A 23,377-nucleotide genomic window follows, 5' to 3' on the forward strand; every position below is an offset into this window, starting at 1 on the left:
AAAATAATCTGAGAGATGGGCCAGGGACAACACTAAAAGATTGTTCCTATGGGGTGTTGAGACTGAGCTATCCGAACATGATTCGGAGAATGATGTTCGGACACTCCAGTAAATTGATAGTAAGTGAATATGACAAAGGGCTTTAATATTTAGTCAGAATTTGATTTGGAGACAATGGTGAATCGATCCATTCATTGACGGATTCAATCAGTTCTGTCATGGGCATGACGAATGTTGTTTCGTCATCAATAAGGGATCTTGCTGTCACAAAACCGATTACCAAGTTTTCTGAATCCGTCACAGGGGAACCGCTTTGTCCCTGTTGGACCGGGATGTTAATCGTGATCAGGCTGTCCTGTATGTTTTGAGCAATCTCTATTTGTTTGTCCACGTTTGTGACTTCTCCTTGCACTTTTTCCTTTGCAGAATGAAGTACAACAGCATCTCCTGTTTCAGGATAGGCTTTTGAAAAAGTCATTGGGGAAGGTGTTTGTTCTTTGCCAATGACTTTGATCAAGGCAATGTCTCTGCTTCGGTCGAATCCGATGACATGACCATAGGCAGAGTCGTCATGTTCGTTAAAGAATGTAATGAGGACCGATCCCTGGACTACGTGTCCTGCTGTGACGATATGATGGTCACTGATATAAAAGCCGGTTCCATTCTGATGGGTGGATTGTATGGAAACGACCGGGTGAAGTAATTCCTTTGGGATCCGTTCTCTATAAAACTGACTCTCCACTATCGATTCACGCAATTCGAGTTCGTAATTATTCATCGGAGCAAAAATAGCATTTTTTTGATCCGGTTCATTTTGACAGGCTGCCATGAAAAAGAGAAGGGTAAACACAATCATGGAGATGAAACATTTTGTTTTTGTGCCCTGAGGTGTAAAAGGGTGTTTTGGGTCCACTGACATCGTTCCCTCTCCTCTCAATCAACATATTTTCTTTATTTTACCTGAATCAACCTTGAATGGGAATGATCAATGTGACGTGAATGATCAACAGGTGAAGGAAACGAAAGGAGAAAGGGCTTTCGACATCAGCACAGATTAAACCCTTTTATTGTAAATGAATCCGATCCAAGTATCATTTTTCGGGATGTGTTATAGGTATGCATAATGGTTTAATGATCGGAAGGCGTGAGATGGATGGTGTAAAAAAGTGTCCAATCCTTCCATGATAGGGCTGTTACAGGTCGATATTGAAGCGGATTGCAATAGAAAAAACCATGAAATTCGCATACATATGCAGAAATAATGCAATTCACTGTTAAAATAAGGCTAATTACACTTCTTTTCATGCATAACTTTTGTTATGTTTGGAATGGACTCTTTTAATATAATGGAAAAATAATAAGAAAAAAGGGGTGTTGAAATGTCGATGTTTGAATCAAAATTAAAAACGGCCGTTGTTGTATCTATCGCGGGTGCTGGTTTTGTAGCAGGTCCACAAATTGTTGAAGCTTCATTTGGATCTGAAACACTGAGAAATGGAATGGAGAATGAGGATGTAAAGCAGCTTCAGGAAGTCCTGAAGGATAGAGGCTACTTTACTTTTCATACTGCCACAGGTTATTTCGGCTCAATTACTGAAGACGCATTACGCCGCTATCAGAAAGATAACAATCTGACCGTCGATGGTATTGCAGGACCGCAAACATTCGGCAGTTTAGGAGCGGCATCCGGTCAATCAGCAACAGGTAACTCTTCAAGCAGCAGTTCATCCTCCGCCTCTGAGTCAACTTCAGTGACACCGGTATCAAACACGAACCGTGTCATGAGACAAGGGACACGTGGAGAAGATGTTTCAAGATTACAGGTATATCTGAAGAAAGCCGGTTTTTATGATCACCCATCCATTTCAGGTACATACGGACCTGCTACAAAGCGAGCAGTTGAACAATTCCAGCGTGCAAGAGGCCTTCAGGTGGACGGATTTGCTGGACCGCAGACGTTAAGTAAAGTAAATGAAGAGATCGGTTCATCGAGCAGTTCATCAAGCGGTTCATCATCCAATTCAACCGCTTCTCCCGGAAGTAATGTCACCTTGAATGGCCAGATTTTACGCAGTGGCAATTCCGGGAAGGCAGTGGAATTATTGCAGACAGAATTAAAGAAACTTGGATTTTTCTCTGCGACTGTTTCCGGAAGCTACAATCAGTCCACAGTAAATGCGGTCCGTGATTTGCAGCGGCAGGCCAACATAAAGGTTGATGGCGTATACGGTCCGCAAACCCACAGGCAAATTGAGCGTGGTATCACGAAAAAAATCGAAGACACACCGCCTTCTAATGACCAGTCTTCTTCGGGCTCATCATCTTCACTTGTCGTCAAAAAAGGTGACCGGAGTGATTCCGTCAGAGAAGTTCAAAGTATGTTGAAAGCAACAGGGCATTTCAATGCCAACACAACCGGCTATTTCGGAGATATTACGGAAAGTGCGGTTAAAAGCTTTCAACGGCAATGGAATTTTACCCCTTCCGGAGAAGTGACAAAGATGACAATGGAAAAGCTTGAAGAAGTCTCAGCCGTTCATATGGGCGAAGCATCCCGCAATGGTTCAGAGCCAGGCTTTCAGCCGATCAACGTGGTTTCTGACGCTTCAAACTACATGGGCGTAAAATATCTATGGGGAGGTACTACTCCTGCAGGATTTGATTGCAGCGGTTTTATCCAGTTTGTATTTAAAGCAAATGGAAAAGATCTTCCAAGAACCGTTGCCCAGCAATGGAATGCAATGACCAGTGTTTCAAGCCCGAGGGTGGGGGATGTTGTCTTCTTTGAAACCTATCGCCCCGGACCTTCCCATAACGGGATTTATATTGGAAATAATCAATTCATTCATAGTGGCTCTTCAACAGGTGTTACGGTGGCAAGCTTGAATTCTTCTTACTGGGCCCCCCGCTATCTTGGTGCAAAACGAGTCAGGTAACGGTCCTGATTAAGACACATGATGACTTGCATAAAGATGGGAGGGCCCAAGGTGAAAAAATATCTATTATTCATTGTCCTTGCTGTGATTGGCCTGTTGATATTTCCTTTATACTTTGTTGATCAGGACACTGGTTCAGTTTATGCAAATGAAATTCGTGAAGGAGAAGTAACGGCCTCGTCGTTAAATGTCAGGGACCGTGCAACGACCTCCTCAGCTGTCATAGGAGGAATACCAAGAGGGACAAAAGTGTCAATCACGGGTTCTTCAGGTGATTTCTATGCAATTGAATATCGAAACAGGACAGCTTATGTCCACTCGTCTTATATTAAAGTTCATTCAGCTTCGCAACAGGTGACGGGCAAGGGAACCATTACGGCATCAAGTTTACATGTCCGGTCCGGTCCTTCTGTGAGACACCCGATCATTGGCGGCTTTAGAATGGGGCAAACTGTGAATGTCACCGGTTCGTCCAATGATTGGTACAAGATCAGAATCAATAATCGGGATGGCTATGTTTTCTCTGATTTCGTCCGGATTTCCGGTAGTTCGGGGTCATCAGGTTCTTCCGGAAGCTCATCTGAATCGTCTTCCGGGGAAAGTAATTCTGTGACTGGAAGTGAACCTGGTGCTGGAAATGTAACGGCTTCCAGGTTAAATGTCCGTTCACAGCCTGCGACGACCAGTTCGATTGTTGGCAGTCTATGGATGGGGAGTTCCATTCAGCTGATTTCCAAATCCGGCGACTGGTACGAAATCCGGCATAACGGAAGAAAAGCTTTTGTTCATGGGAATTTCGTGAACGTATCGAAAGAACCATCATCCAGTTCTTCCTCGGGAGCAACAGCACTAAACAGTAAGGGAGAAATCACGGCCTCCTCATTGAATATCAGATCAGCTGCGACGACTTCGAGCAGCATCGTCGGCAGTTACCGTCAAGGGCAGCAGGTTAATTTGACCGGTCAATCAGGTGAATGGTATCAGGTGAACCATAACAACCGTTCTGCTTTCATTCATGGGAATTTTGTCAAAGTGCTTTCTCATAATGAAGCAAGCAGTGGAAACAGCGGATCTTCAGGAAGCGGATCATTAAAGGGTAAAACGATTTTTATTGATCCGGGACATGGCGGGCGCGATCCTGGTGCAGTTGTGAGGAGTACCATTTACGAAAGTCATATTGCATTGTCCATCAGTCAAAAACTGAAATCAGAGTTAGAACGCGAAGGGGCCAAGATTGTAATGAGCCGGACCGGGGATCAGACGGTGTCGAGAACCGCAAGAGTGAATCAGGCCAATCAATCCGGAGCTGATATTTTTGTGAGTGTTCATGCCAATGCGTTCACTGTACCGTCGGCAAACGGATCAGAAGTCTACTACAGCGGTGCAAGGTTCTCTAATGAGAGCAGACGTCTTGCGCAAGGGGTGCAGACTCATCTGGTGAATGATCTGGGGACAGCTGACAGAGGAATCAAAGAAGGCAGGATTCAAGTGCTTCAGACCGCAACCATGCCGGCTATATTAATAGAACCAGCATTCATGACCAATCAGTCAGATCTCCATATTCTTCAAAACCGGCAGGATGATATTGCGAAGGCGATTTCAAAAGGGATTGAGGCGTATTTTGAGTGATGCGTGAACGTGATGAAACATATATATACCGAAAAGAGAGCACATTCATCGAAGATGAGTGTGTTCTTTTTTCTGATCGAATCTTTTTCGATCGTAACCACTTCCCTCTTCTTTTAATGAGGATACTCATAACCAATGATAAGGAGTGAGTTTCACAGGTAATCGATGAATGTAACAATCATGAGATGTACCTGGCGTTTTTAATTACATAGGAATGTTTAAGTAAGCTAAAGGAATGGAGTATGGGGACAACATAGGATTTTGCCATTGGTTTGACGAAAACTCAAGGATTTTTAACAGCTTTCATCCGATCGAAGCTGCCCAAATGGCAAGCATTTCTGTATAAAAAATCAACACTTCCAATGCCAAACGCCAATAATACCAACGGTTTCAGGTCAAGCGTTCAAAATATTGCAACAATTTACGAACGAATTCAGTTTGTAAGCGCATTCTTTTTTGTGTGAAACCGCTATATACTAAAGCCATAGAAAGGAGGGACATCACGTGAATGCCAGGAGACGACAAATTGTCAACATGATACTCAATGGCCGGACAACGATTAAATACAAGGATATGGAAACGATTTTCAATGTTGGGGAGCGGACGCTTCGCTATGATTTGGAAAGCATTGCGGAACTGCTGAAGGAACATGACATTGAATTGGTGCGGGTAAGCGGACAAGGCATGTGGAAACTTGCTTCCAACCCGGATGCGGACTCGCTCAAATCCTTGTATGACACGATGAACTACGAAGAACGCTCCCATTCAGCAGAAGAACGGATCCTGTTGATCTCGCATGAACTGATTATCCAGAATGACTGGCACAGCTTGCGGTTGATTGCTGAAGAACTCGAGGTCAGTAAAGCGACGGTACTGCAGTATATGCCGCAAGTGGAAGGAATTGCTGAACACTTTCAGTTGACGTTAGAGCGAGGCCATAAGGGCTTTCGATTAACGGGAACGGAAAAACACAAACGATTGGCACTTTTGTCCATCATGGAAAAACTTGAAGACACTTGGGATACGGTCAATCCCCTCCCAAACTTGAACTGGTCGGCGCTCACATTCAAAGATATGGACAAGATTACAAAAATCATCACAAAACATCGAACAGAGAAGATGAATGTTTCCGCCTGTTTTCGGGTCTGGGCACTGTTTTTGCAACGGACAAGAAATGGTGCATTCATTGACCATGAAGAAGTCGATAGCTCTGTCGCGGTCGATCCGGCATTTCACGAGATGTGGCAACAGCTTTCTGAAGCGTTTGCCACAGATGATCTCCCTTCCGAAAAAATCTTCGCCTATCTCTATCTGCTTGCAACCGGGGGGATTTATGAAGAGCCTGCAGAACGCGTGAAGGATAATCCGGCGTTTATGGAGCTTGTGGAAGCGATGAGTAAGCGTATGGGACTGACGGGGTTCTCCAAAAAGCAGTTAAAGGAGATTTATACCGAATGGCAGGTACTTCGCATTGCGGATGAGCACGACATCACAATCATGCACCCCCTGAGAGAAAAAATCGAGGAGCTCTATCCCTTTATTTTGTTTCATATTCAAGAAGCAATGGAAGAGACGGACTTTCTCAAAGCGGGATGGACGATTGACCGGCTCGTGCCTTTGGCAATTTGTATGGCGGCAATTTATGAAAAGGCATCGTTTGAAAATGAACGGTATCAGATCTGGGTGGTCTGCCCAAGCGGCCTGGCAGCAAGCCGGCTTCTGACCGTGTCGCTGATGAAACATTTTCCGAAAATTGAAGTGAAAAGGACGCTGTCGATTTCTGAACTGGAAGATATAGAGGCGTGGGAACAGTGGGAGAAACCGGATTTCATCGTCTCCTCGGTGACGTTGCATGATTGTCCTTATCCGCATGTCACTGTGAAACCGGTGATGAACGATGAAGAAATTCAAAAAGTGGAACACTTTATCGAAAATTCCGATCGGAAGCGGGATTCGGGCGCATCCAACCACGATCAGCAATCGATCTTCGCCGTCATTCCAACATCGAGGATCACCGTTTTCACTGAACCGCCCGCAGGACAATTGGAGAAGATCATTCAGATGGGTGTCTCCATGCTTGAAGAAGACGGGCTGGTCGGCGAAGCGTTTCATGGTGACATTATCCGGACGGTTTTTGAGAAAAAATATCTTTATGAAATCATTCCAGGTCTGTTATTTATTCATACCGACTCCGATGATGTCATGAAACCGGGTTTCAGCCTTGTGCAGTTAACTGAACCCTATCTCGTCGAAGATAAACTGAAGTCACATGCTGTGCTGTTTATGGCAACGCCGGATAAGCACGCACATATACCACAACTGCAATATTTATATCAGCTGTTAATGAATCAGGACCGGGTGGACGATCTCCTGGACTGGTCCAGGCTGGGATTAATGGAGGGATCCGAATGAGTGAGGTAAAACTGACCCGCCACTTTATTCAATGGGAAGAAAAGGCGATGGACTGGCAGGAGGCAATTGAAACCAGTGCCCGGCCTTTACTGAAGCAGGGCAACATTGAAGAGACTTATGTGAAGGCGATGATCCAGAACATTATCGACCTGGGGCCGTATATCCTGATTGCCCCGGATGTGGCGCTGCCCCATGCCAGGCCGGAAAAAGGGGTGAATCAGGCAGGGTTGTCCCTGACCGTGTTCAAACACCCTGTGCTGTTTCCGGCCGGCACTGACGAAAAGGTCAGTGAAGCCAGACTGTTTATCTGCCTGGCCGCCGTGGATTCCGAGTCACACCTCGGATTGCTGCAGAATATTTCCGGCTGGATCGATGACCGAAGCTTTATCGAAGAACTGCTGAATGCGTCATCAGAAGATGAAGTGGTTCAGCTCGTCACTGCATTTCAAGAGAATCAACAATAAGCCGCCAAAGCGGTAAGAGGAGTGAATACAATGAAAATATTATGCGTATGCGGAATGGGATTTGGTTCGAGTTTGTTATTGAAGATGACGGCAGAGCGTGCTCTGCAAAAGAAGGGTGTATCAGCAGAAGTAGAGGCAACCGATATCGGGACAGCATCGAGCGTGAAGGCGGATTTAATTTTGACCAATAATGAGTTTGCTTCCCAGCTTCAAGGAGGATCAACAGTCGTAAAGGCCATCAAAAACATGGCCAGTGAAGACGAAGTGGCCGAAGCCATTGATGAATTTATGAACGCCTAAATGAAGTAAAGGAGTGATAAGAAATGGCATTTTTTGAATTCTTAATGAACGAAATCTTAAGTTTACCGGAAGTATTAATCGGTGTCATTGTCATGGTGGGTCTCTTACTGCAGCGGGCGGCAATTGCGAAAGTCTTCTCGGGAACAGTCAAGGCGATCATCGGTTTCGTTATTCTCGGTGCCGGTGCCGGCGTATTGATCGGTTCTCTCGACGCCCTCGGCGGGATCATTCGTGACCGCTTTGATATTCAGGGTGTTATTCCGAACAACGAGGCCATCGTGGCGCTTGCCCAGCAGACGCTCGGAACCGAAACAGCACTCATTATGGGTTTTGGTTTTCTTGCAAACATTCTCTATGCCCGGTTTACACCGCTTAAGTATATCTTCCTGACCGGTCATCATACGTTCTTTATGGCCGCGCTTTTGTCAGCCACGCTTGGTACAGCAGGAATGACGGGATTGCCGTTGATTGTGACCGGTTCATTGATCCTCGGTGGATTGATGGTGCTGATGCCGGCTTTGGCCCAGCCATTCATGCGAAAAGTAACCGGCGGCGATGACATCGCCATGGGTCACTTTGGAACCATCGGTTATGTTGCTGCCGGCCTCGCCGGTCAAGCGACGGGGGATGCATCGAAATCAACGGAAGACATCAAGATTCCGGAAAAATGGTCGTTCCTCCGTGACTCGCTTGTCTCGACGGCACTCACAATGATCATCATGTTCCTGATTCTCGTCCTGATTGCAGGACCAACCATTGTCGGTGAGTACAGCGGCGGACAGAACTACATCATGTTCGGTCTCATGCAGGGGATTACGTTTGCTGCCGGTTTCAGCATCATCATGGCCGGTGTACGCATGATCCTGACGGAAATCGTTCCGGCCTTCAGAGGGATTGCGGAGAAGATGGTACCTGGTGCGAAGCCGGCACTTGATGTGCCCATCATCTTCCCTTACGCGCCAACCGCCGTTATCATCGGCTTTTTGAGCAGCTTTGTTGCAGGTCTGATCAGCATGTTCCTGATGGGCATCACTGCCCTTGCCGTCATCATACCAGGACTCGTACCGCACTTCTTCACAGGAGCGGGTGCAGGCGTCTTTGGTAACGCGACAGGTGGTAAAGTCGGTGCAGCTGTTGGCGGTGCCGTCAACGGGGTACTCATCAGTTTCCTGCCGGCGTTCTTGCTGCCGGTTCTCGGAGGACTCGGGTTTGAGAATACGACCTTCGGGGATTCGGACTTCGGTGTTGTCGGCATTCTGATCGGTCTTCTCGCCAACTTGTTCAGTTAATTGAAAAATCGTGTATAATAGAGCTTTGTTAAGGGACAGTGGGAAATACCCTCTGTTCCTTTTGAGATGTGTGACGTGAGATGATTTTGGGTGACTTGGCAATGAAACAGGATAAGGCGTTTTATAACGAAAGGATGATGGCTATGGTAAAGGCAGTCGCACTGGATATGGACGGGACATTACTGGACGAAAATCATCACGTCAGTGAGGAAGTGACAGAACTTTTGAAACGGTGGCAAAGCCTTGGCATTCGGGTATTTTTAGCGACAGGGCGCACGGCTTTGGAAGCCGCGGATGTGCTGCCGGAAGGGTTCACACCGGACGGGATCGTAGGGGCAAACGGGATGGTCGTCATGGTGGTGAAAGGGGATGAAACAGAGGGCGGAGCCAGCGGGAGATGGCAGCATGCATTAAAGTTAAAGGAGCACGCCGTAGACCGTGACCTTGTCAAAGACTTGCTCACAAACGTTCAGCTGGCAGGGATCTATTATGAGATTCATCCGGCAGAAGGAAAGCGGTTCGCCCTGGCAGAGGACCGCTCTATGCTCGAAGCTGAAGTCATCTTCCCGGAGGATACAACCGTTGCGCTTCATGAGTCGAAGTCAAGGCAAGAGGCGGTGGACACGAAGATCAGCTGGGTGGACGAATTACCGGATGTCCCTGTGGTGAAAATCTACTTCTTCAGTAAAAGTAAAGAAGCCGTTTCAAGGTGGAAACAGCTCATTACTGAATTGGGTAAATGCTACAGCTTCACCACTTCCTCTTCCTCCGAGCATAACGTGGAGATCATGGCAGATGGGGTGAATAAAGCGACGGGGGTTGAGGCATTGCTGGACTATTATCATGTCACACCGCAAAACCTGCTTGCGATCGGCGACGCCAATAATGATCTGCCCATGCTGAAACTGGCTGGTCACCCGGTCGTCATGAAGAATGGATCTGAAGATTTACGACGCCAATTTGAACAAAAAACCCGCTATACCCATAATGAAAACGGGGTGTACGATTATTTACTGGGCATGGAAATGCGGTTTAAATAAGGCGCTGTTCACGCGGATTGTTCTTATGGGGATGGAATGAGCGGGCATGACATAAAGTGCGAAATCATGTGAACAGTGGAGCAGGACCAGAGATTCTGATATGCTGAATGCATCAAGAAGGTCCTATCGGGAGAGCCCTGCGGCTAGATGAAGCGTCAAACAGGAGGTTGGATGCGTTGATGAGTACGCCTTTCGTGAGCACAGTGTTGGCAGGTCAAGTGAAGCAAATGGCACATGCAAAATTCAAAACGCAAACCTGGTCCAGTGCGATTTGTAAAGAAGCAGTGGATGGACCTGTCTGGATTGGCGCTCTTGGTTTGTCCGGCGATGAGGTGGCGGACAGGGAGAATCACGGGGGACCGGATAAGGCGGTTTTTGCCTATCCGTCCGTTCACTATGATTTCTGGGCGACGGATTTGCCTGAGGCGGCTATGGGCATGGGTGCCATGGGGGAGAACCTCGCGATCTGCGGTATGGATGAAACGCAAGTATACATAGGTGACAGGTACCAGATCGGCGATGCGCTCCTTCAGGTAGCTCAACCCAGACAACCTTGCTGGAAACCGGCATACCGCTATGGGCAGAAGACGTTGACGGGAAGGATTCTCGCTACGGGCCGGACGGGCTGGTATTTTCGCGTGCTTACAGAAGGTGATCTAAAAGCAGGTCAGGCAGTACTACTCATGGAGCGTCCGAATTCGACGTGGACGGTTGCGAAGTGTCATGACCTCCTTCATGCGAAGTCTGTCAATCCTGATGAGGTGCGCGAACTTTCGCAGGTCCCTTTTTTGGCAGAACGATTGAAGAGGGAGTTATTGAAGCGATTGAATCAATAGGTGGATTGATACCGTTCAGAGAGCAGGTGCATGGACATGTGGGCAATTCATGAACAATTTCTCGTGTCGCTGGTGATCATCGCCATCGGGTATGTGGTGAAGCGAACGGGGCTCATTACAAAGCGGGAAGGGCAGACATTAAGTAAGCTGATTTTAAATATAACTTTGCCCGCACTGATCATTGTCACGTTTGCTGAAGTGACCTTCGAAGGGCATCTGCTCTGGCTGGCATTGATTGCTCTTTTGTATGGCGTGGCCCTTTTGTTTTTCACCCGCATGGTCTTCAAAAAAGAAGCACAGCCTGATCAGGGCGTATTCGTCATTTCCCTGCTCGGGTTTAACATCGGTCTGTTTGCTTATCCTTTCGTCGAGACGATTTGGGGCGCAGAGGGTCTGAAGCATATGGCATTTTTCGATATGGGGAATGCGGTCTTGATTTTCGGTCTGGCCTATATTGCAGCGGTTCTCTATGCGCCGGGGGAGAAGCAGGTGGATGTGCGTTTTATCGTGGTGAAACTTCTGACATTTTTCCCGCTGATTGCGTATGTTCTGGCATTGATGATCAGTCTGTTTGAGATCCGGCTGCCGGATTTCGGGTTGGAGATTCTGACTACGGTGGCCTCAGCCAATGCCATTCTTGTACTGTTACTGTTGGGGATTTATCTGGAATTTCATCTGGACCGGTCCTTGTGGACATCGTTCATGAAAGTGATCGTGATCAAATACGGGGCGGGTCTTACTGTGGGCCTGGTTCTCTTCTTTTTGCTGCCGTTTGACGATCTGTACCGGGCGACAATCCTCCTCGGACTGGTGTTGCCAACGGGGATGGCGGTACTGCCGTATGCGGTCCAGAATAAGCTGAATGACTCACTGGCCGGCGGGATTGTGAACTTGACGAACATGGTCAGCTTCTTGTTGATGTGGGTGATCTTCCTTTTACTGACGTAATTATCTGAATCACAGATGGAAAAAAACGCGCTTTTCCCGCAGTACGGGAGGAAGGCGCGTTTTTCGTTTAAAACAGGCTCGGAAGCCAGAGGATGGTGAAGGGGAGGAAGGAGATGATCAGCACGACGGCGATGCCGGCGCCGAAGTAAGGAAGTACGTCTTTCGTCGTCTGCTCGATTTTCACCTTGGCGATGTAGCAGGAAATGAACAGTGTGGCACCGACTGGTGGCGTGAACATGCCAAGAGCCAGAGTGACGAGCATGATCATCGCAAAGTGCATCGGGTCCATGCCGATGACGTCTGTTGCGATCGGCATGAAGATCGGAATGAATAAGAACAGGTTCGGTACGAGCTCCATGATCATCCCGGCAAGCAGCATGATCAGAATCATAACGAGGAGGAGCCCCCAGCCGGGAAGTCCAAGTCCCTGCAGCGCATCGGAAATCATCCGCGGAATGCCTTCCGAAATCAACACCCAGGTGAAGATCATCGATGCGCAGATCGTGACCATGACAATGCTTGTGCCCCGGACGGTTTCCCGGAGTGAGGCGATGATGGTTTTTAACGTGAGGGTCCGGTAGAAAAACAGACCGATGATCAGTGCATACATGACGGCAATCGATGCGGCTTCGGTTGCGGTGGCGATCCCGCTTACGATGGCCCCGATCAGGATAATCGGGAGCACGAGCGCCAGTGCCGCATGCCGAAGTTTCCCGGCGAATTCCCGCAGTGTCGGTTTACTCTCCGACGGGTAGCCCCGTTTCAGCGCAATCAGAACCGTGGTACCGAGGTAAGCGAGGCCGACGAGAATGCCCGGGATGATCCCGGCAATGAACATCTCGCCGACAGACAAATTCGCGAGCCATGCGATGATGATCATCGTGGAACTCGGTGGAATGATGATCCCGACCACCGAACTGGACGCATTGATAGCAGCGGAGAAATTGGCACTGTAGCCTTTTCGCTTCATCTCCGGGATCAAAACACTGCCTGTTGAGGCGGCATCGGCAACCGACGAGCCCGACACCCCGGCCATCCCCATACTGGTCACGACGGATACACAGCCGAGACCGCCCGGAAGCTGACGGACCATCGCGTCTGCCACACCGATGATGCGCTGGGCGATATTCCCGTGGATCATCAGGTTACCGGCAAGGATGAAGAACGGAATCGCCAGAAACGCAAACGACTGGGTATTGGAGAAAAAACGCTGGGCGAACATCTCCATGGGGATGCCGGCGACGAGAAAATAAAGGAGGGCCGAGCCACCCATGGCAAAGGCGATCGGGATCCCGAGGATGATTAACAGGAAAAAACTAAGAATCATGATCCAAATCATCAACTAAATCCTCCTCTGTCGGGACCTTCATCCGATCCGTCAAAATATAAACAATCTGTCTGATAAGGACGAGGCTGATCATCAAAAATGCAATAGTAATGGATAAAGACAGCCACATCCTGGAAATGCGAAGCACCGGCATTAACTGATTGGAAACATTGTCTGCAAAGATCCAGCTGGCATACGTCATGGCAATGGAAAATGCGAGCATGATGAATTTGGACGATACATATAAAAATTTCTGCACGGTATAGGGCATTTTATCCCTGAAATATGAAACCGCCAGGTGCCCGTCGTCTCTTGTGACAGCGACGGCACCGAGGAAGATCATCCAGGGGAACAATATCAGCGTCAGCTCGTTGGAGAAAACGAGAGGGAGCTGAAACACATAACGGCTGAAGACTTCGCCGAAAACGACGATCGTCAAGGCAGTCAACAGGATGGATGAAATGGATTCAAACTGGTCAATCACCCTGTCAAACCAGCTTTTGTTTCCGGTAGTCACTTGCATGCAGATCCCTCCTTGGCAGGCTCAGGTGAGACATAGCCCTGATGATGAAAGTGAGCCTGACAGATGATCAGGCTCACAGAATGATGGTGGAAAGCTTACTCGCCCCGGTAGTCGTCGAGGAAATCCTGCATGGATTGGATGATTTCTTCCCCCATCACATCAGCCACCTCATCGTAAACCGGGAGGACAACTTCCTGGAATGGTTCAAGATCCGGGTACGTCACGACTTCAAACTCGTCTTCTGCGCGTTCGAGGGCCGCTTCTTCTTCACCTCCGATGAAGTCACGTGCAGCGTCGCGTGCATGGACCGAACCTTCGCGGACGATGTCCTGAAGCTCCTCATCGAGCGTATCAAACAGGTCAGCATTCATAATGAAGTAGGAATAATAGTAGGTGTGGTTCGTCACCGCGAGATAATCCTGTACTTCATGCATGTTCTGATCGTAAATGCTGAGCATCGGGTTGAACTGTCCGTCGATGACGCCCTGGGATAAACCGCTGTAAAGCTCCGTATAGGCCATGGTCGAAACAGATGCCCCGAGTGCGTTGAAGGTTTCGATGAGACTCACGTCGTTTGGTGAACGGATGGAAAGCCCTTCGATGTCTTCAGGTACTTCAATCGGACGGACGTCGTTGGTGATCTGCGCGAAGCCGATTTCGACGTCATTCAACGTTTCAAACCCGGCATCGCGCCCGAGTGCTTTCAGGTCGTCGCCAACCGGTCCGTCGAGGACAGCGTGGGCTTCCTCAAAGCCTTCGGTTAAAAACGGCAGGGACAGTGCGGCGTATTCCGGGATGAGCCCTGCCAGTTCATTGGCTCCAGGGAGTGCCATATCCAGGGCGCCGACCTGCACGGCATCGATCATCTCCGGCGAAGTGGCGTAGGTTTCATTCGGGAAAAATTCAATTTCAATCCGGCCGTTCGATTCCGCTTCCACGTATTCCGCAAAGGCTTTGGCTGCCTCCCCTTTGGAGTCGCCGTCGAGTCCGGAGTTCCAGCCAAGCTGCCATTCGTGTTCCACTTCGGCGGTTTCGGCTTCATTGTTTTCGTCGTCGTTCGTGTCGCTCACGTCATTGTTCATGTCATTGGCGTTATTCTCTCCGTCATTTCCTGCGTTGGCATTGTCGGTTTGACCACTCTCCACACCACAGGCAGCGAACGAAATAGATGCTGCCATGACAAGGGTTAATGCTGATTTCTTCATAAGTACTCATCCTCTCTTATCCTTTGATTAAGTCTTCTACGAGTGTCTTCAGGGCATGAACAGTGACGACGCAATCGTTCAGGGACGACCATTCCGCCGGGTTATGGCTGATGCCGTCCTGGCTTCTTGTAAAAAGCATGGCGATATCGGTCTTTCTGCCGATGATCATCGCGTCATGACCTGCGCCGCTCGGAAGATGCAGCGCCGGGTTGCCGGTGACGGCTTTGACGGCCTGAGCAGCTTTTTGCTGGAGGGCTTCAGTCACGGGTACAGGATCTTCGGACATGATTTCATCGACACTGACGTCGATCGCCCGACGTTCGGCGATTTTTTTGGCGACGTTTCGAATGCGGTCCCTCAGGTCGTTCCGGTGTTTTTTATGAATGTCGCGGATATCGACGGTGAGGCGGACTTCCCCGGGGATGACGTTGACCCCGTTGGGTGACACGCTCAATTGACCGACCGTGGCCACAGCGGAATGGCTGTAATCCGGCGGCAGGGACTCGACGGCACTGATGAACTGACTTGCCGCTACGAGGGCGTCGCTCCGGTCGTTCATCGGGGTGTTCCCGGCGTGACCGGCCTCACCTGCGAAAATCACTTCGAGCCAGGAGGGGCCGGCGATGCCCTCTACCACACCGACAGGAAGTCCGGCTTTTTCCAGACGCTTGCCCTGTTCAATATGAACTTCAACGAATGTTTCCACCTCGCTGAAGTCCCGTTTGGCATCCGCCAGGGTCTGAAAGGAGAGGCCATTTTCCTGCAGCACGTCTTCAAAGGTTTTGCCTTCCTGATCGCGCAGGCGCTTCTTTTTCTCGAGGTTCCATTCCCCAACCATCGCCTGACTTCCCGAAAGTCCGCTTTGAAAACGGGCGCCTTCTTCGTCGGTAAATACGATGACTTCATAGGATTTAGCGGGGACAAACCCTTCATCTTTCCAGGCCTGGGCGACTTCGAGGGCGCTGATGACGCCCAAGGGGCCATCGAATTGCCCGCCTTTGGGGACGCTGTCCAGATGCGAGCCGGACATGATGGTGGTTTCAGACGTGGCCCCTTTTAAACGGCCAATGACGTTGTTCACCCCGTCCTGCCGGACGTCCAGGCCGGCCTCTTTCATCCAGTGCATCACGAGTTCTTTCGCCTGCTGTTCCTCTTTGGAAAACGAGACCCGGTTACAGCTGTACCGGTCCCCGAGTCCGATTTGTGACAGGGCATGAAGCCTGAACGCGATCCGTTCGCCGCTGACGCCGTTTTTGTCATTGGCAGGATCATAGCTTTCCATTAATCGTTTGTACATAACCGCCTCCAAGTCGATTTGACGTGCTTCGAGTGATCTTTTCGTTTCAGGACTAGTTTTCTTTATGTTTAGAATTATATGAATATTTCCCCGGTAATGGTATGGCGTGAAAGCACAAACGTGAAAGGATTTTATTGTGGGAAACAGACAAAAGACAGGCGGATCGCCTGTCTTGGTGTTCACGGTTTCCTTTGCTGGTGGAGGTATTGGTGGATGTAGATGCCAAGCTGCAGTTCAAAAGCGTGCCGGCCTTTGATGAATTCCATCCCGAGGAGGTCTTTGATCAGGCCGAGCCGGTATTTCACGGTGTTGACATGGACGAACAGTGCTTTGGCGGTGGTTGCCATGTTCTGGTTATTTTCGAGATAAACGGTCAGTGTCTCCACCAGACTGGCGCTGTTTTTGGTGTCATAGTGAATGATCGGACCAATGCTGCTTTCTACAAACTCCGCAAGTTCGCTCCATTCCGTGCTTAAAAGCAGCCGTTCCACCCCCAGTTCATCATAGGTCACGATCCGGCGATCGGTTTTGCTTTTCTGGATCAATTCCACTGCTTTCACGGCGTCACGGTAGCCTGTACGGAGCTGGCTGACCTGATGGACAATGCGTCCGATCCCGATCATTACCGGAAGCTGGTGGTAGCGCCCGGCTTCTTTGGCAACAGTATCAAAAAGCCCGCGCAGTTCGTCGTATGCGTTTCCCGCATCCAAATGCTGCGGGATGACGAACAGGATGGTGATGGCAGTTGAATCATCGAGAATATAGGACTGACATGGATGGTGCGAGACGCGCCGGTATATGAGGCGGAGGATGTCCTCTTTTTCCTGCAGCACCTGATTGAAACGGAGGTGGGTGGTCTCGAGGTGAAGATGCAAGACGATCATACGAAGCGGAATTTTTGCAAATACCGGGAGTGCTTCGAGGTTTGCGATGACTTGTGTGTTCCATTCGCCGTGAATGATTTGATCGAGCATCGCACTGGAATGGCGCCAGTCGTTCAGGGTGTCCCGCACCCGGCGGTTCAATTCCATCGTGAAGATTACGCTCGTCTGTTCAATGGCAAAGCGGTCCAGCGGATCAATGCTTTCGTCTTCTTCGAGGAAGATCATCACGTACCCGACAGTCCGTTCTTCAGAGCGCAGCGGGAAAAAGACGCCCTCGACGCTGCGGTCATTGCTTTTTCCGAAGAGGGAACTGACCGTTTCGGGGCTTACGTAATGCCGAAGGTTTTCCCGCCGGGACTGAAGGAACTGATTTGCTGAAGCGATTACCGTCGGGTGCGACCCATCGAGAAGGTCAAAAAAGTCATTGAAAGCGACCACGCCGAGCTGGAGAATATCGGCAAGCCGGCGGGTGATTTCCCCGATGCCGCCGCGGGTGAGAGCGGCCTGGCTCAGCTCTTCGTGGATGCGGTTCGTGCGCTGGTTTTGTGAAAACATCGTGGCGTTGTCGATGGCAACGGCCGCCTGTGCCGCGAAGGTTTCCAGAAGCTGCAGGTTCTCGTCATCAAACGCCGCATCCTTTTCATATATGTCCACGGTTAAGACGCCGATGACCTTGCCTTTCGAGAACAACGGGACGGACAGGGCGCTGGCAGGGACCATGTAGACGCCGAGGGATCGGCCGTACACCTCTTTCATAGCCGGAGGGATGTTTGCCATCTGCCTCGTTGTTTCATCAGACGATCGGAAAATCTGCCCTTTCTGCGCTTTGAACGTAGAACCGCTCAGGCCTTCCCCGGGTGCAAGGCGGGCGTGCTGCAGGTGGGTCATGTCGAAACCGACGGCGGCTTTGGCATAGAGGGTCCCGGCTTTCTCGTCATAGAGAAACAGGACGCTGGCGTTAGCGCCGTCAATGACGTTCAGCACTTCTTGAATGAGATTGGTCAACACCTCGTCGAGATCGAGCGTGGACGTCAGTACTCTCGCGGCATTGATCAGACTGAGCAGTTTTTTCTCCGTACTCATCGGCATTCCCTCCGGGCGAATCGATTTTCACAAGCATAATACAACGGACCGATTCATTCAAGTTGGACATGATGAGGGGAGCCGGATGAGGCTACGTCGTAAAACGTGGTCAAACAGCGGATGAGAGGCGTTATTTGGCTGCCGTTTGGGATTGATGTCCTGATTTCGTTTGCCGGATCGTTGAATCAAAAGATTCAAATATCCCGGTAGAGCGCTTTCATTCCAGTTCTGCTACAATGGATGGATAATGTGTTCATCAGAATAAATTGGGGGCGTTCAGATGAAGGGACAGGCAAAGTGGTCATGGAAAAAGAAGCTGGGGGCAGGCGTTGGCGGATTGCTTCTGGTATTGGTACTGGTGCTGTCAGGCGCAGCGATTTATTTTCACCTGCAGATCAATCAGGCACTGCCGGAAATTGACGGGGAGGTGACGCTGTCCGGTCTCGATGGGGACGTGGAAGTGAACCGCGATGCCAACGGGATTCCGCAGATTGTGGCGGAGTCGGACCGGGATCTGTTCATGGCGCAGGGGTTTGTGACGGCGCAGGACCGGCTGTTTCAGATGGAAATGGCGAGGCGGCAGGCGTCGGGGGAACTGTCTGCGATCGTGGGGGAAGATGCCATCGACGTGGACAAATATTTCCGGACCCTTGGGCTTCACAGAGCCGCGGAAAAGTCCCTTGCGCTCTATGACGATGATGTGTTGGACGTGCTCCAGGCCTATGCTGACGGGGTGAATGCATATATTGAACATGCTCAAAATGAGCGGGCGCTGCCTTTTGAATTTACGCTGATGGGCCACAGTGAACTGGCAGAATGGACGGTGGTGGATTCACTGACCATCGGCAAATACATGGCCTATGATTTGGGCGGCCACTGGGAGCGTCAGGCGTTCAACTATTACGCGGCGCACCATTTTGATGAGGATGCGGCACTGGAGTTGTTCCCCGCCTACCCGGAAGGGCGGATGAGAAATATACTGGAAGAAGAGTATGTGGATGTCACGGCGGGACTCACGTCTGCGATCATCCCGGACGCTTTTAACGGCAGTAACAACTGGGCGGTGTCCGGTGAGAAAACCGCTTCCGGGGAGCCGCTCTTGGCAGATGATCCGCATCTCGGGCTGTCCACGCCATCCATCTGGTATCAGGTGCAGCTCTCCTCACCAACCTATGAGGTGTCCGGGGTGATTTTTGCCGGGATTCCGGGGGTGATTTTAGGGCACAATGAACATCTTTCCTGGGGCGTGACGAACGTCGGGCCGGACGTGCAGCAGCTTTATCTGGAAGAGCGGAACCCCGATGACCCGTATCAGTTCCGTTTTGACGATGAGTGGGAAGAGGCGGACGTGATTGAGGAAGTGATCGAAGTGTCCGGAGAAGACCCTGTGGTTTATGAAGTGGTGGAAACGCGCCACGGACCAGTGATGTCCGAATTCATGGAGGAAGCCGCGGGCGAGATGGATCAGGTCTTTTCGCTTCGTTGGACAGCGCTTGACGCCACGGAAGAACTGGCGGCGGTGCTGCAGTTTAATCAGGCAGCGTCGTGGGATGAATTTGAAGTGGCGTTGGAGCAGTTCCAGGCCCCGGCACAGAACTTCGTCGTTGCCGATCAGGAAGGGACGATCGCCTACAAGGCGAACGGCCGGATTCCGATCTATGAAGACGGGGACGATGCGCTTTTGCCGATGCCCGGCTGGGATGCTGACTATGAACTCAGGGACTACATCCCCTTTGATGAGTTGCCGACCGTCGTTGATCCGGAAAAAGGGTTCGTTGCATCGGCGAACAACGAGATCATTGACCCGGACGTGTACCCGTATCATATCAGTCACGTCTGGGCGCAGCCGTACCGCTATGAGCGGATCTTTGAAGTGCTGGACAGCGGGGACGATTTTACGGTGGCAGATATGCAGGCCTTGCAGATGGATCAGGAGAACCTGAAGGCCCGGGAGTTTGTCACGCTGTTTCTTGAATATCTCCCGGAAGGAACGCGGCGGGAGATCGAAACAGATGCATTGGCACAATTGATGGATTGGGATTACGTGGACGAGGTATCAGCGGCGGCACCGCTGATTTTTGACCGCTGGTATGACGCCGTGGAGGGCTTGTTGTACGACGTGATTGATGAAGAGATTCTCGAGTTGTTTTCGGCAAGGGGGCAGACGACGGATACGCTTTTACGGGAAGCGGCTGACGGGAATCCGGGGCACTGGATCATGGCCCACGGTGGACTGGAGGAGCTCATGGATGAGAGTTTTGTGAATGCCGTGGAGCACTTGGAAGACGAGCATGGCAGTGACGTGTCAGCGTGGCAGTGGGGGGATGACAACAAGGTCTACTTCCCCCATCCCCTCTCCGGCATTCTGTTCTTCGACCGTTTCTTTAATCCGGTGGAACCAAAGTCCCTTGGCGGGAGTCATGTGACGGTGCAGGCGGCCTCGAAGCGGGGCGATGAAGAGCATGTGAATCACGGTGCGGGGTGGCGCTTTGTGCATGATATGGCTGAGCCTCTCGAAGGGCATCATATCGTGGGTCCGGGGCAGTCCGGGCATTACCGCAGCGACTGGTACGACGATCAGATTTCCCGCTGGGTGGACGGGGCGTATCATGTGAGCGATATGGCGAACTGGCAGACCGCGCACACGCTCAGGTTACGAAGCGGTGATCAGTAAGGGCTGCAGAAAAAGACGGTGAAAAAGAAGATCATGCTCTGTGATTCATGGTTCGGTTTTCATCGTGCTGCTGATGCAGATCCAGTTGATCAGATTGGATCTGCATGTTTCTTCGAAAAGGTATAAGGGAGCGCACAGATAAGAGGGTAAAAATATCAAAATCGAGCTATTGACAAACGGCTGATGTTATATTATAGTTTTGTGTAACCGGTTACAGAAACGAGGATGTGAAGTGAATGTCAACCATTAGAGACGTAGCTAAACATGCAAATGTGTCTGTGGCTACAGTGTCACGAGTACTCAATAATAAGGGGTATGTCGGCAAAGATTCAGAGAAAGCGGTTTTAAGAGCAATTAACGCGTTAAACTATAAACCGAATTCTGTTGCGCGTTCGTTATACCATAAATCATCAAAAATGATTGGACTTTTGATGCCGGATATTTCGAATCCTTTTTTCCCCGAGCTTGCACGGGCAGTCGAGGATGTAGCCTTAACCTATGGTTATACCGTTGTGATTTGTAATACGGATGAAGATGAGAAGAAAGAGCGTCATTACCTGGATGCTTTGATGCAAAAGTATATTGATGGTCTGATATTGACGACGAATCACTTGTCCCGTGAAGAATATGAACAGTTGGATCTTCCCCTTGTGGCGCTTGATCGTATTATTAATGATACTATTCCAACGGTTGTTTCGGATAATAAACAGGGTGCTCAAGATGCGACGAACCATTTAATCGACTCTGGATGTAAGTTTATTGTGCACATTCGCGGTCCTCGGGGCGTTTATCCGGCAGATCAGCGCTACGAAGGTTTTAAGGCAACCACGGAGGACAGAAGTGTGGCGAGTTTGGTCCTAGAGGCCGGCTTTCGTATCAATGAAGCGGAAGACGTCATTTACGATGTGTTAAAAAAATACCCGCAAGTCGACGGCGTATTCGCCAGCAGTGATGTCATGGCAGCCGGGGTGATGAAAGCAGCGAGAAGGCTGGGCGTCCGTATACCTGAGGATCTTCAGCTGATTGGATTCGATGGCATTCCACTTGGAGAAATGCTGGTTCCTTCACTGACAACAGTTGCACAGCCTATTTATGAAATGGGCGCTGTTTCAGCAAGACTGTTAATCAAACAAATTGAAAAAAAAGCCATTGGATCAATCGATGTATAAGCTAAATACCGAACTGATCATTCGACAGACGACAAGGAGTGAAACCCATGAGAAAACCTAAAATCACAGTTGTTGGCAGTATCAACATGGACATCGTGGTTGAAGCCGATCGAAGCCCTGAACAAGGTGAAACCGTGATGGGCAAGGACTTTCAAATGATCCCAGGAGGGAAAGGAGCGAATCAAGCGGTTGCTGCAGCAAGGCTCGGCGCGGAGGTCACGATGATCGGCTGCGTGGGAGATGACCCTTTTGCAGATGTTCTTTTGAAAAACCTGCAAAGTGAGGGGATTCATACTGAAAATGTGGAACCGGTTACAGGTTCTTCGTCAGGGATGGCAAGTATTACGTTGTCTGAACAGGACAACCGCATTATCGTTGTTCCAGGAGCAAATTCCGAGGTAACTAAGGAACGACTCTCAGGATGTCTGGACGTGTTGGACCGAAGTGACATGGTCATCATGCAGCTCGAGATTCCAGTAAAGACGATTGAATATGTAACCGGTTACTGCAAGAGCAACGGCATCCCTGTCCTTTTGAATCCTGCACCTGTACAGCCTTTGACGAAGGAAGTTTTAGAACAGGTGAGCTATTTGACACCGAATGAAACGGAAGAAAGAGACCTTTCATTAAACATGGAACATACGGATCGTTTGATTGTCACTCAAGGTAAAAAAGGCGTGCTCTATTATCACAACGAACGTCCGGTTATCGTCCCGGGATACTCTGTAGATGTAGTGGATACGACAGGTGCTGGTGATACATTTAACGGGGCATTGGCTGTCCATTTGGCACAGGGCGCTTCGCTGGAAGAAGCAATACGATTTGCGAATGCGGCGAGTGCCTTATCAGTGACAAAACTTGGCGCGCAAACGGGTATGCCGACAATGGCGGAACTGAGAAAGTTCATACAAGAACAGGAGGGACAGTCATGAAGAAAAAGGGCATTTTAAATCGAGATTTGGCGGCAATTTTTGCGAGCCTGGGTCACACGGATCAAGTGGTCATTGCGGACTGTGGCTTACCTGTTCCCGATCATGTCTTATGCGTCGATTTATCCCTTGAACAAGGGACTCCAGCGTTTAAGGACGTAGTAAGGATTGTACTCGAAGACCTTGAAGTGGAAAAAATGATCTTGGCCAAGGAGATGAAAGAGTTCAATTCCAACCTGTATCGGCATATGGCAACGTTGGAGATTGATCATGAATTTGTTACTCATTTGACTTTTAAAAAACTCACTGCCGATGCAAAAGTGATTATCAGAACGGGCGAAAATACACCATTTTCCAATGTGATTTTACAATCCGGTGTGACTTTTTGATTCTCTGTCGTAAATGCATACATGTGAATAACAACATCCGAAC

Annotated in this window: 18 protein-coding genes and 1 pseudogene; 13 read left to right on the plus strand and 6 right to left on the minus strand. The window is 49.7% G+C overall.

What is annotated here, in order from left to right:
• Nucleotides 1-142: 142 nt before the first annotated feature.
• The gene (locus BBEV_RS01830; RefSeq protein ID WP_069363907.1) at nt 143-919 is read right to left on the minus strand and encodes a S1 family peptidase; all 777 of its coding nucleotides are present in this window, start codon (nt 917-919) and stop codon (nt 143-145) included.
• A 460-nt stretch (nt 920-1,379) separates the two neighbouring features.
• Here BBEV_RS01830 and BBEV_RS01835 point away from each other — a divergent pair, with 460 nt between their 5' ends.
• From BBEV_RS01835 to BBEV_RS01875, 9 genes are all read left to right on the plus strand, one after another.
• On the plus strand, nt 1,380-2,936 hold the full coding sequence (locus BBEV_RS01835; protein ID WP_232318251.1) for a C40 family peptidase: 1,557 nt from the start codon (nt 1,380-1,382) through the stop codon (nt 2,934-2,936).
• Between the two features lie 51 nt (nt 2,937-2,987).
• Nucleotides 2,988-4,565, plus strand: coding sequence for an N-acetylmuramoyl-L-alanine amidase family protein (locus BBEV_RS01840; RefSeq protein WP_069363908.1), 1,578 nt, complete (start codon nt 2,988-2,990; stop codon nt 4,563-4,565).
• 504 nt (nt 4,566-5,069) lie between these two features.
• Entirely contained in the window at nt 5,070-6,977 is a 1,908-nt protein-coding gene (locus BBEV_RS01845; protein ID WP_069363909.1) for a PTS sugar transporter subunit IIA, read from the plus strand.
• Nucleotides 6,974-7,441 (plus strand): PTS sugar transporter subunit IIA, encoded by a 468-nt coding sequence (locus BBEV_RS01850; RefSeq protein ID WP_069363910.1) that lies wholly within the window; start codon nt 6,974-6,976, stop codon nt 7,439-7,441. Before BBEV_RS01845 ends, BBEV_RS01850 begins: the two co-directional genes overlap by 4 nt.
• A 30-nt stretch (nt 7,442-7,471) precedes the next feature.
• Nucleotides 7,472-7,741: a PTS sugar transporter subunit IIB gene (locus BBEV_RS01855; RefSeq protein WP_069363911.1), complete on the plus strand. Its 270-nt coding sequence runs from the start codon at nt 7,472-7,474 to the stop codon at nt 7,739-7,741.
• Between the two features lie 23 nt (nt 7,742-7,764).
• A complete protein-coding gene (locus BBEV_RS01860; RefSeq protein WP_069363912.1) occupies nt 7,765-9,030 on the plus strand; it encodes a PTS ascorbate transporter subunit IIC in 1,266 nt (421 codons plus the stop codon).
• Nucleotides 9,031-9,131: 101 nt separating this feature from the next.
• On the plus strand, nt 9,132-10,070 hold the full coding sequence (locus BBEV_RS01865) for an HAD family hydrolase (protein WP_198155045.1): 939 nt from the start codon (nt 9,132-9,134) through the stop codon (nt 10,068-10,070).
• A 194-nt stretch (nt 10,071-10,264) separates the two neighbouring features.
• Entirely contained in the window at nt 10,265-10,906 is a 642-nt protein-coding gene (locus BBEV_RS01870; RefSeq protein ID WP_198155046.1) for an MOSC domain-containing protein, read from the plus strand.
• 36 nt (nt 10,907-10,942) lie between these two features.
• A complete protein-coding gene (locus BBEV_RS01875; protein ID WP_069363915.1) occupies nt 10,943-11,854 on the plus strand; it encodes an AEC family transporter in 912 nt (303 codons plus the stop codon).
• 67 nt (nt 11,855-11,921) lie between these two features.
• On the opposite strand, the gene BBEV_RS01880 is transcribed toward BBEV_RS01875, so the two are convergent.
• From BBEV_RS01880 to BBEV_RS01900, 5 genes are all read right to left on the minus strand, one after another.
• A complete protein-coding gene (locus BBEV_RS01880; protein WP_084007170.1) occupies nt 11,922-13,193 on the minus strand; it encodes a TRAP transporter large permease in 1,272 nt (423 codons plus the stop codon).
• Complete coding sequence (locus tag BBEV_RS01885) at nt 13,171-13,704, minus strand: TRAP transporter small permease (protein WP_069363917.1); 534 nt, start codon at nt 13,702-13,704, stop codon at nt 13,171-13,173. The genes BBEV_RS01880 and BBEV_RS01885 overlap by 23 nt, the downstream gene beginning before the upstream one ends.
• Before the next feature lie 95 nt (nt 13,705-13,799).
• The gene (locus tag BBEV_RS01890; protein ID WP_069363918.1) at nt 13,800-14,909 is read right to left on the minus strand and encodes a TRAP transporter substrate-binding protein; all 1,110 of its coding nucleotides are present in this window, start codon (nt 14,907-14,909) and stop codon (nt 13,800-13,802) included.
• Nucleotides 14,910-14,925: 16 nt separating this feature from the next.
• A complete protein-coding gene (locus BBEV_RS01895) occupies nt 14,926-16,206 on the minus strand; it encodes a Zn-dependent hydrolase (RefSeq protein ID WP_069363919.1) in 1,281 nt (426 codons plus the stop codon).
• 179 nt (nt 16,207-16,385) lie between these two features.
• Entirely contained in the window at nt 16,386-18,173 is a 1,788-nt protein-coding gene (locus BBEV_RS01900; protein WP_069363920.1) for a helix-turn-helix domain-containing protein, read from the minus strand.
• 280 nt (nt 18,174-18,453) lie between these two features.
• Here BBEV_RS01900 and BBEV_RS01905 point away from each other — a divergent pair, with 280 nt between their 5' ends.
• The 4 genes and pseudogenes from BBEV_RS01905 to rbsD all read left to right on the plus strand — a co-directional run bounded on the left by BBEV_RS01905 (nt 18,454) and on the right by rbsD (nt 23,334).
• Nucleotides 18,454-20,847, plus strand: coding sequence for a penicillin acylase family protein (locus BBEV_RS01905; protein ID WP_069363921.1), 2,394 nt, complete (start codon nt 18,454-18,456; stop codon nt 20,845-20,847).
• A 236-nt stretch (nt 20,848-21,083) separates the two neighbouring features.
• Nucleotides 21,084-22,077, plus strand: a pseudogene (locus BBEV_RS01910) (LacI family DNA-binding transcriptional regulator).
• Nucleotides 22,064-22,948 (plus strand): ribokinase, encoded by an 885-nt coding sequence (gene rbsK, locus BBEV_RS01915; RefSeq protein WP_069363922.1) that lies wholly within the window; start codon nt 22,064-22,066, stop codon nt 22,946-22,948. Before BBEV_RS01910 ends, rbsK begins: the two are co-directional and overlap by 14 nt.
• Nucleotides 22,945-23,334: a D-ribose pyranase gene (rbsD, locus tag BBEV_RS01920; protein WP_069363923.1), complete on the plus strand. Its 390-nt coding sequence runs from the start codon at nt 22,945-22,947 to the stop codon at nt 23,332-23,334. The genes rbsK and rbsD overlap by 4 nt, the downstream gene beginning before the upstream one ends.
• Nucleotides 23,335-23,377 lie beyond the last annotated feature (43 nt).

This window comes from Salisediminibacterium beveridgei (genome assembly GCF_001721685.1).
Taxonomy (GTDB): domain Bacteria; phylum Bacillota; class Bacilli; order Bacillales; family Salisediminibacteriaceae; genus Salisediminibacterium; species Salisediminibacterium beveridgei.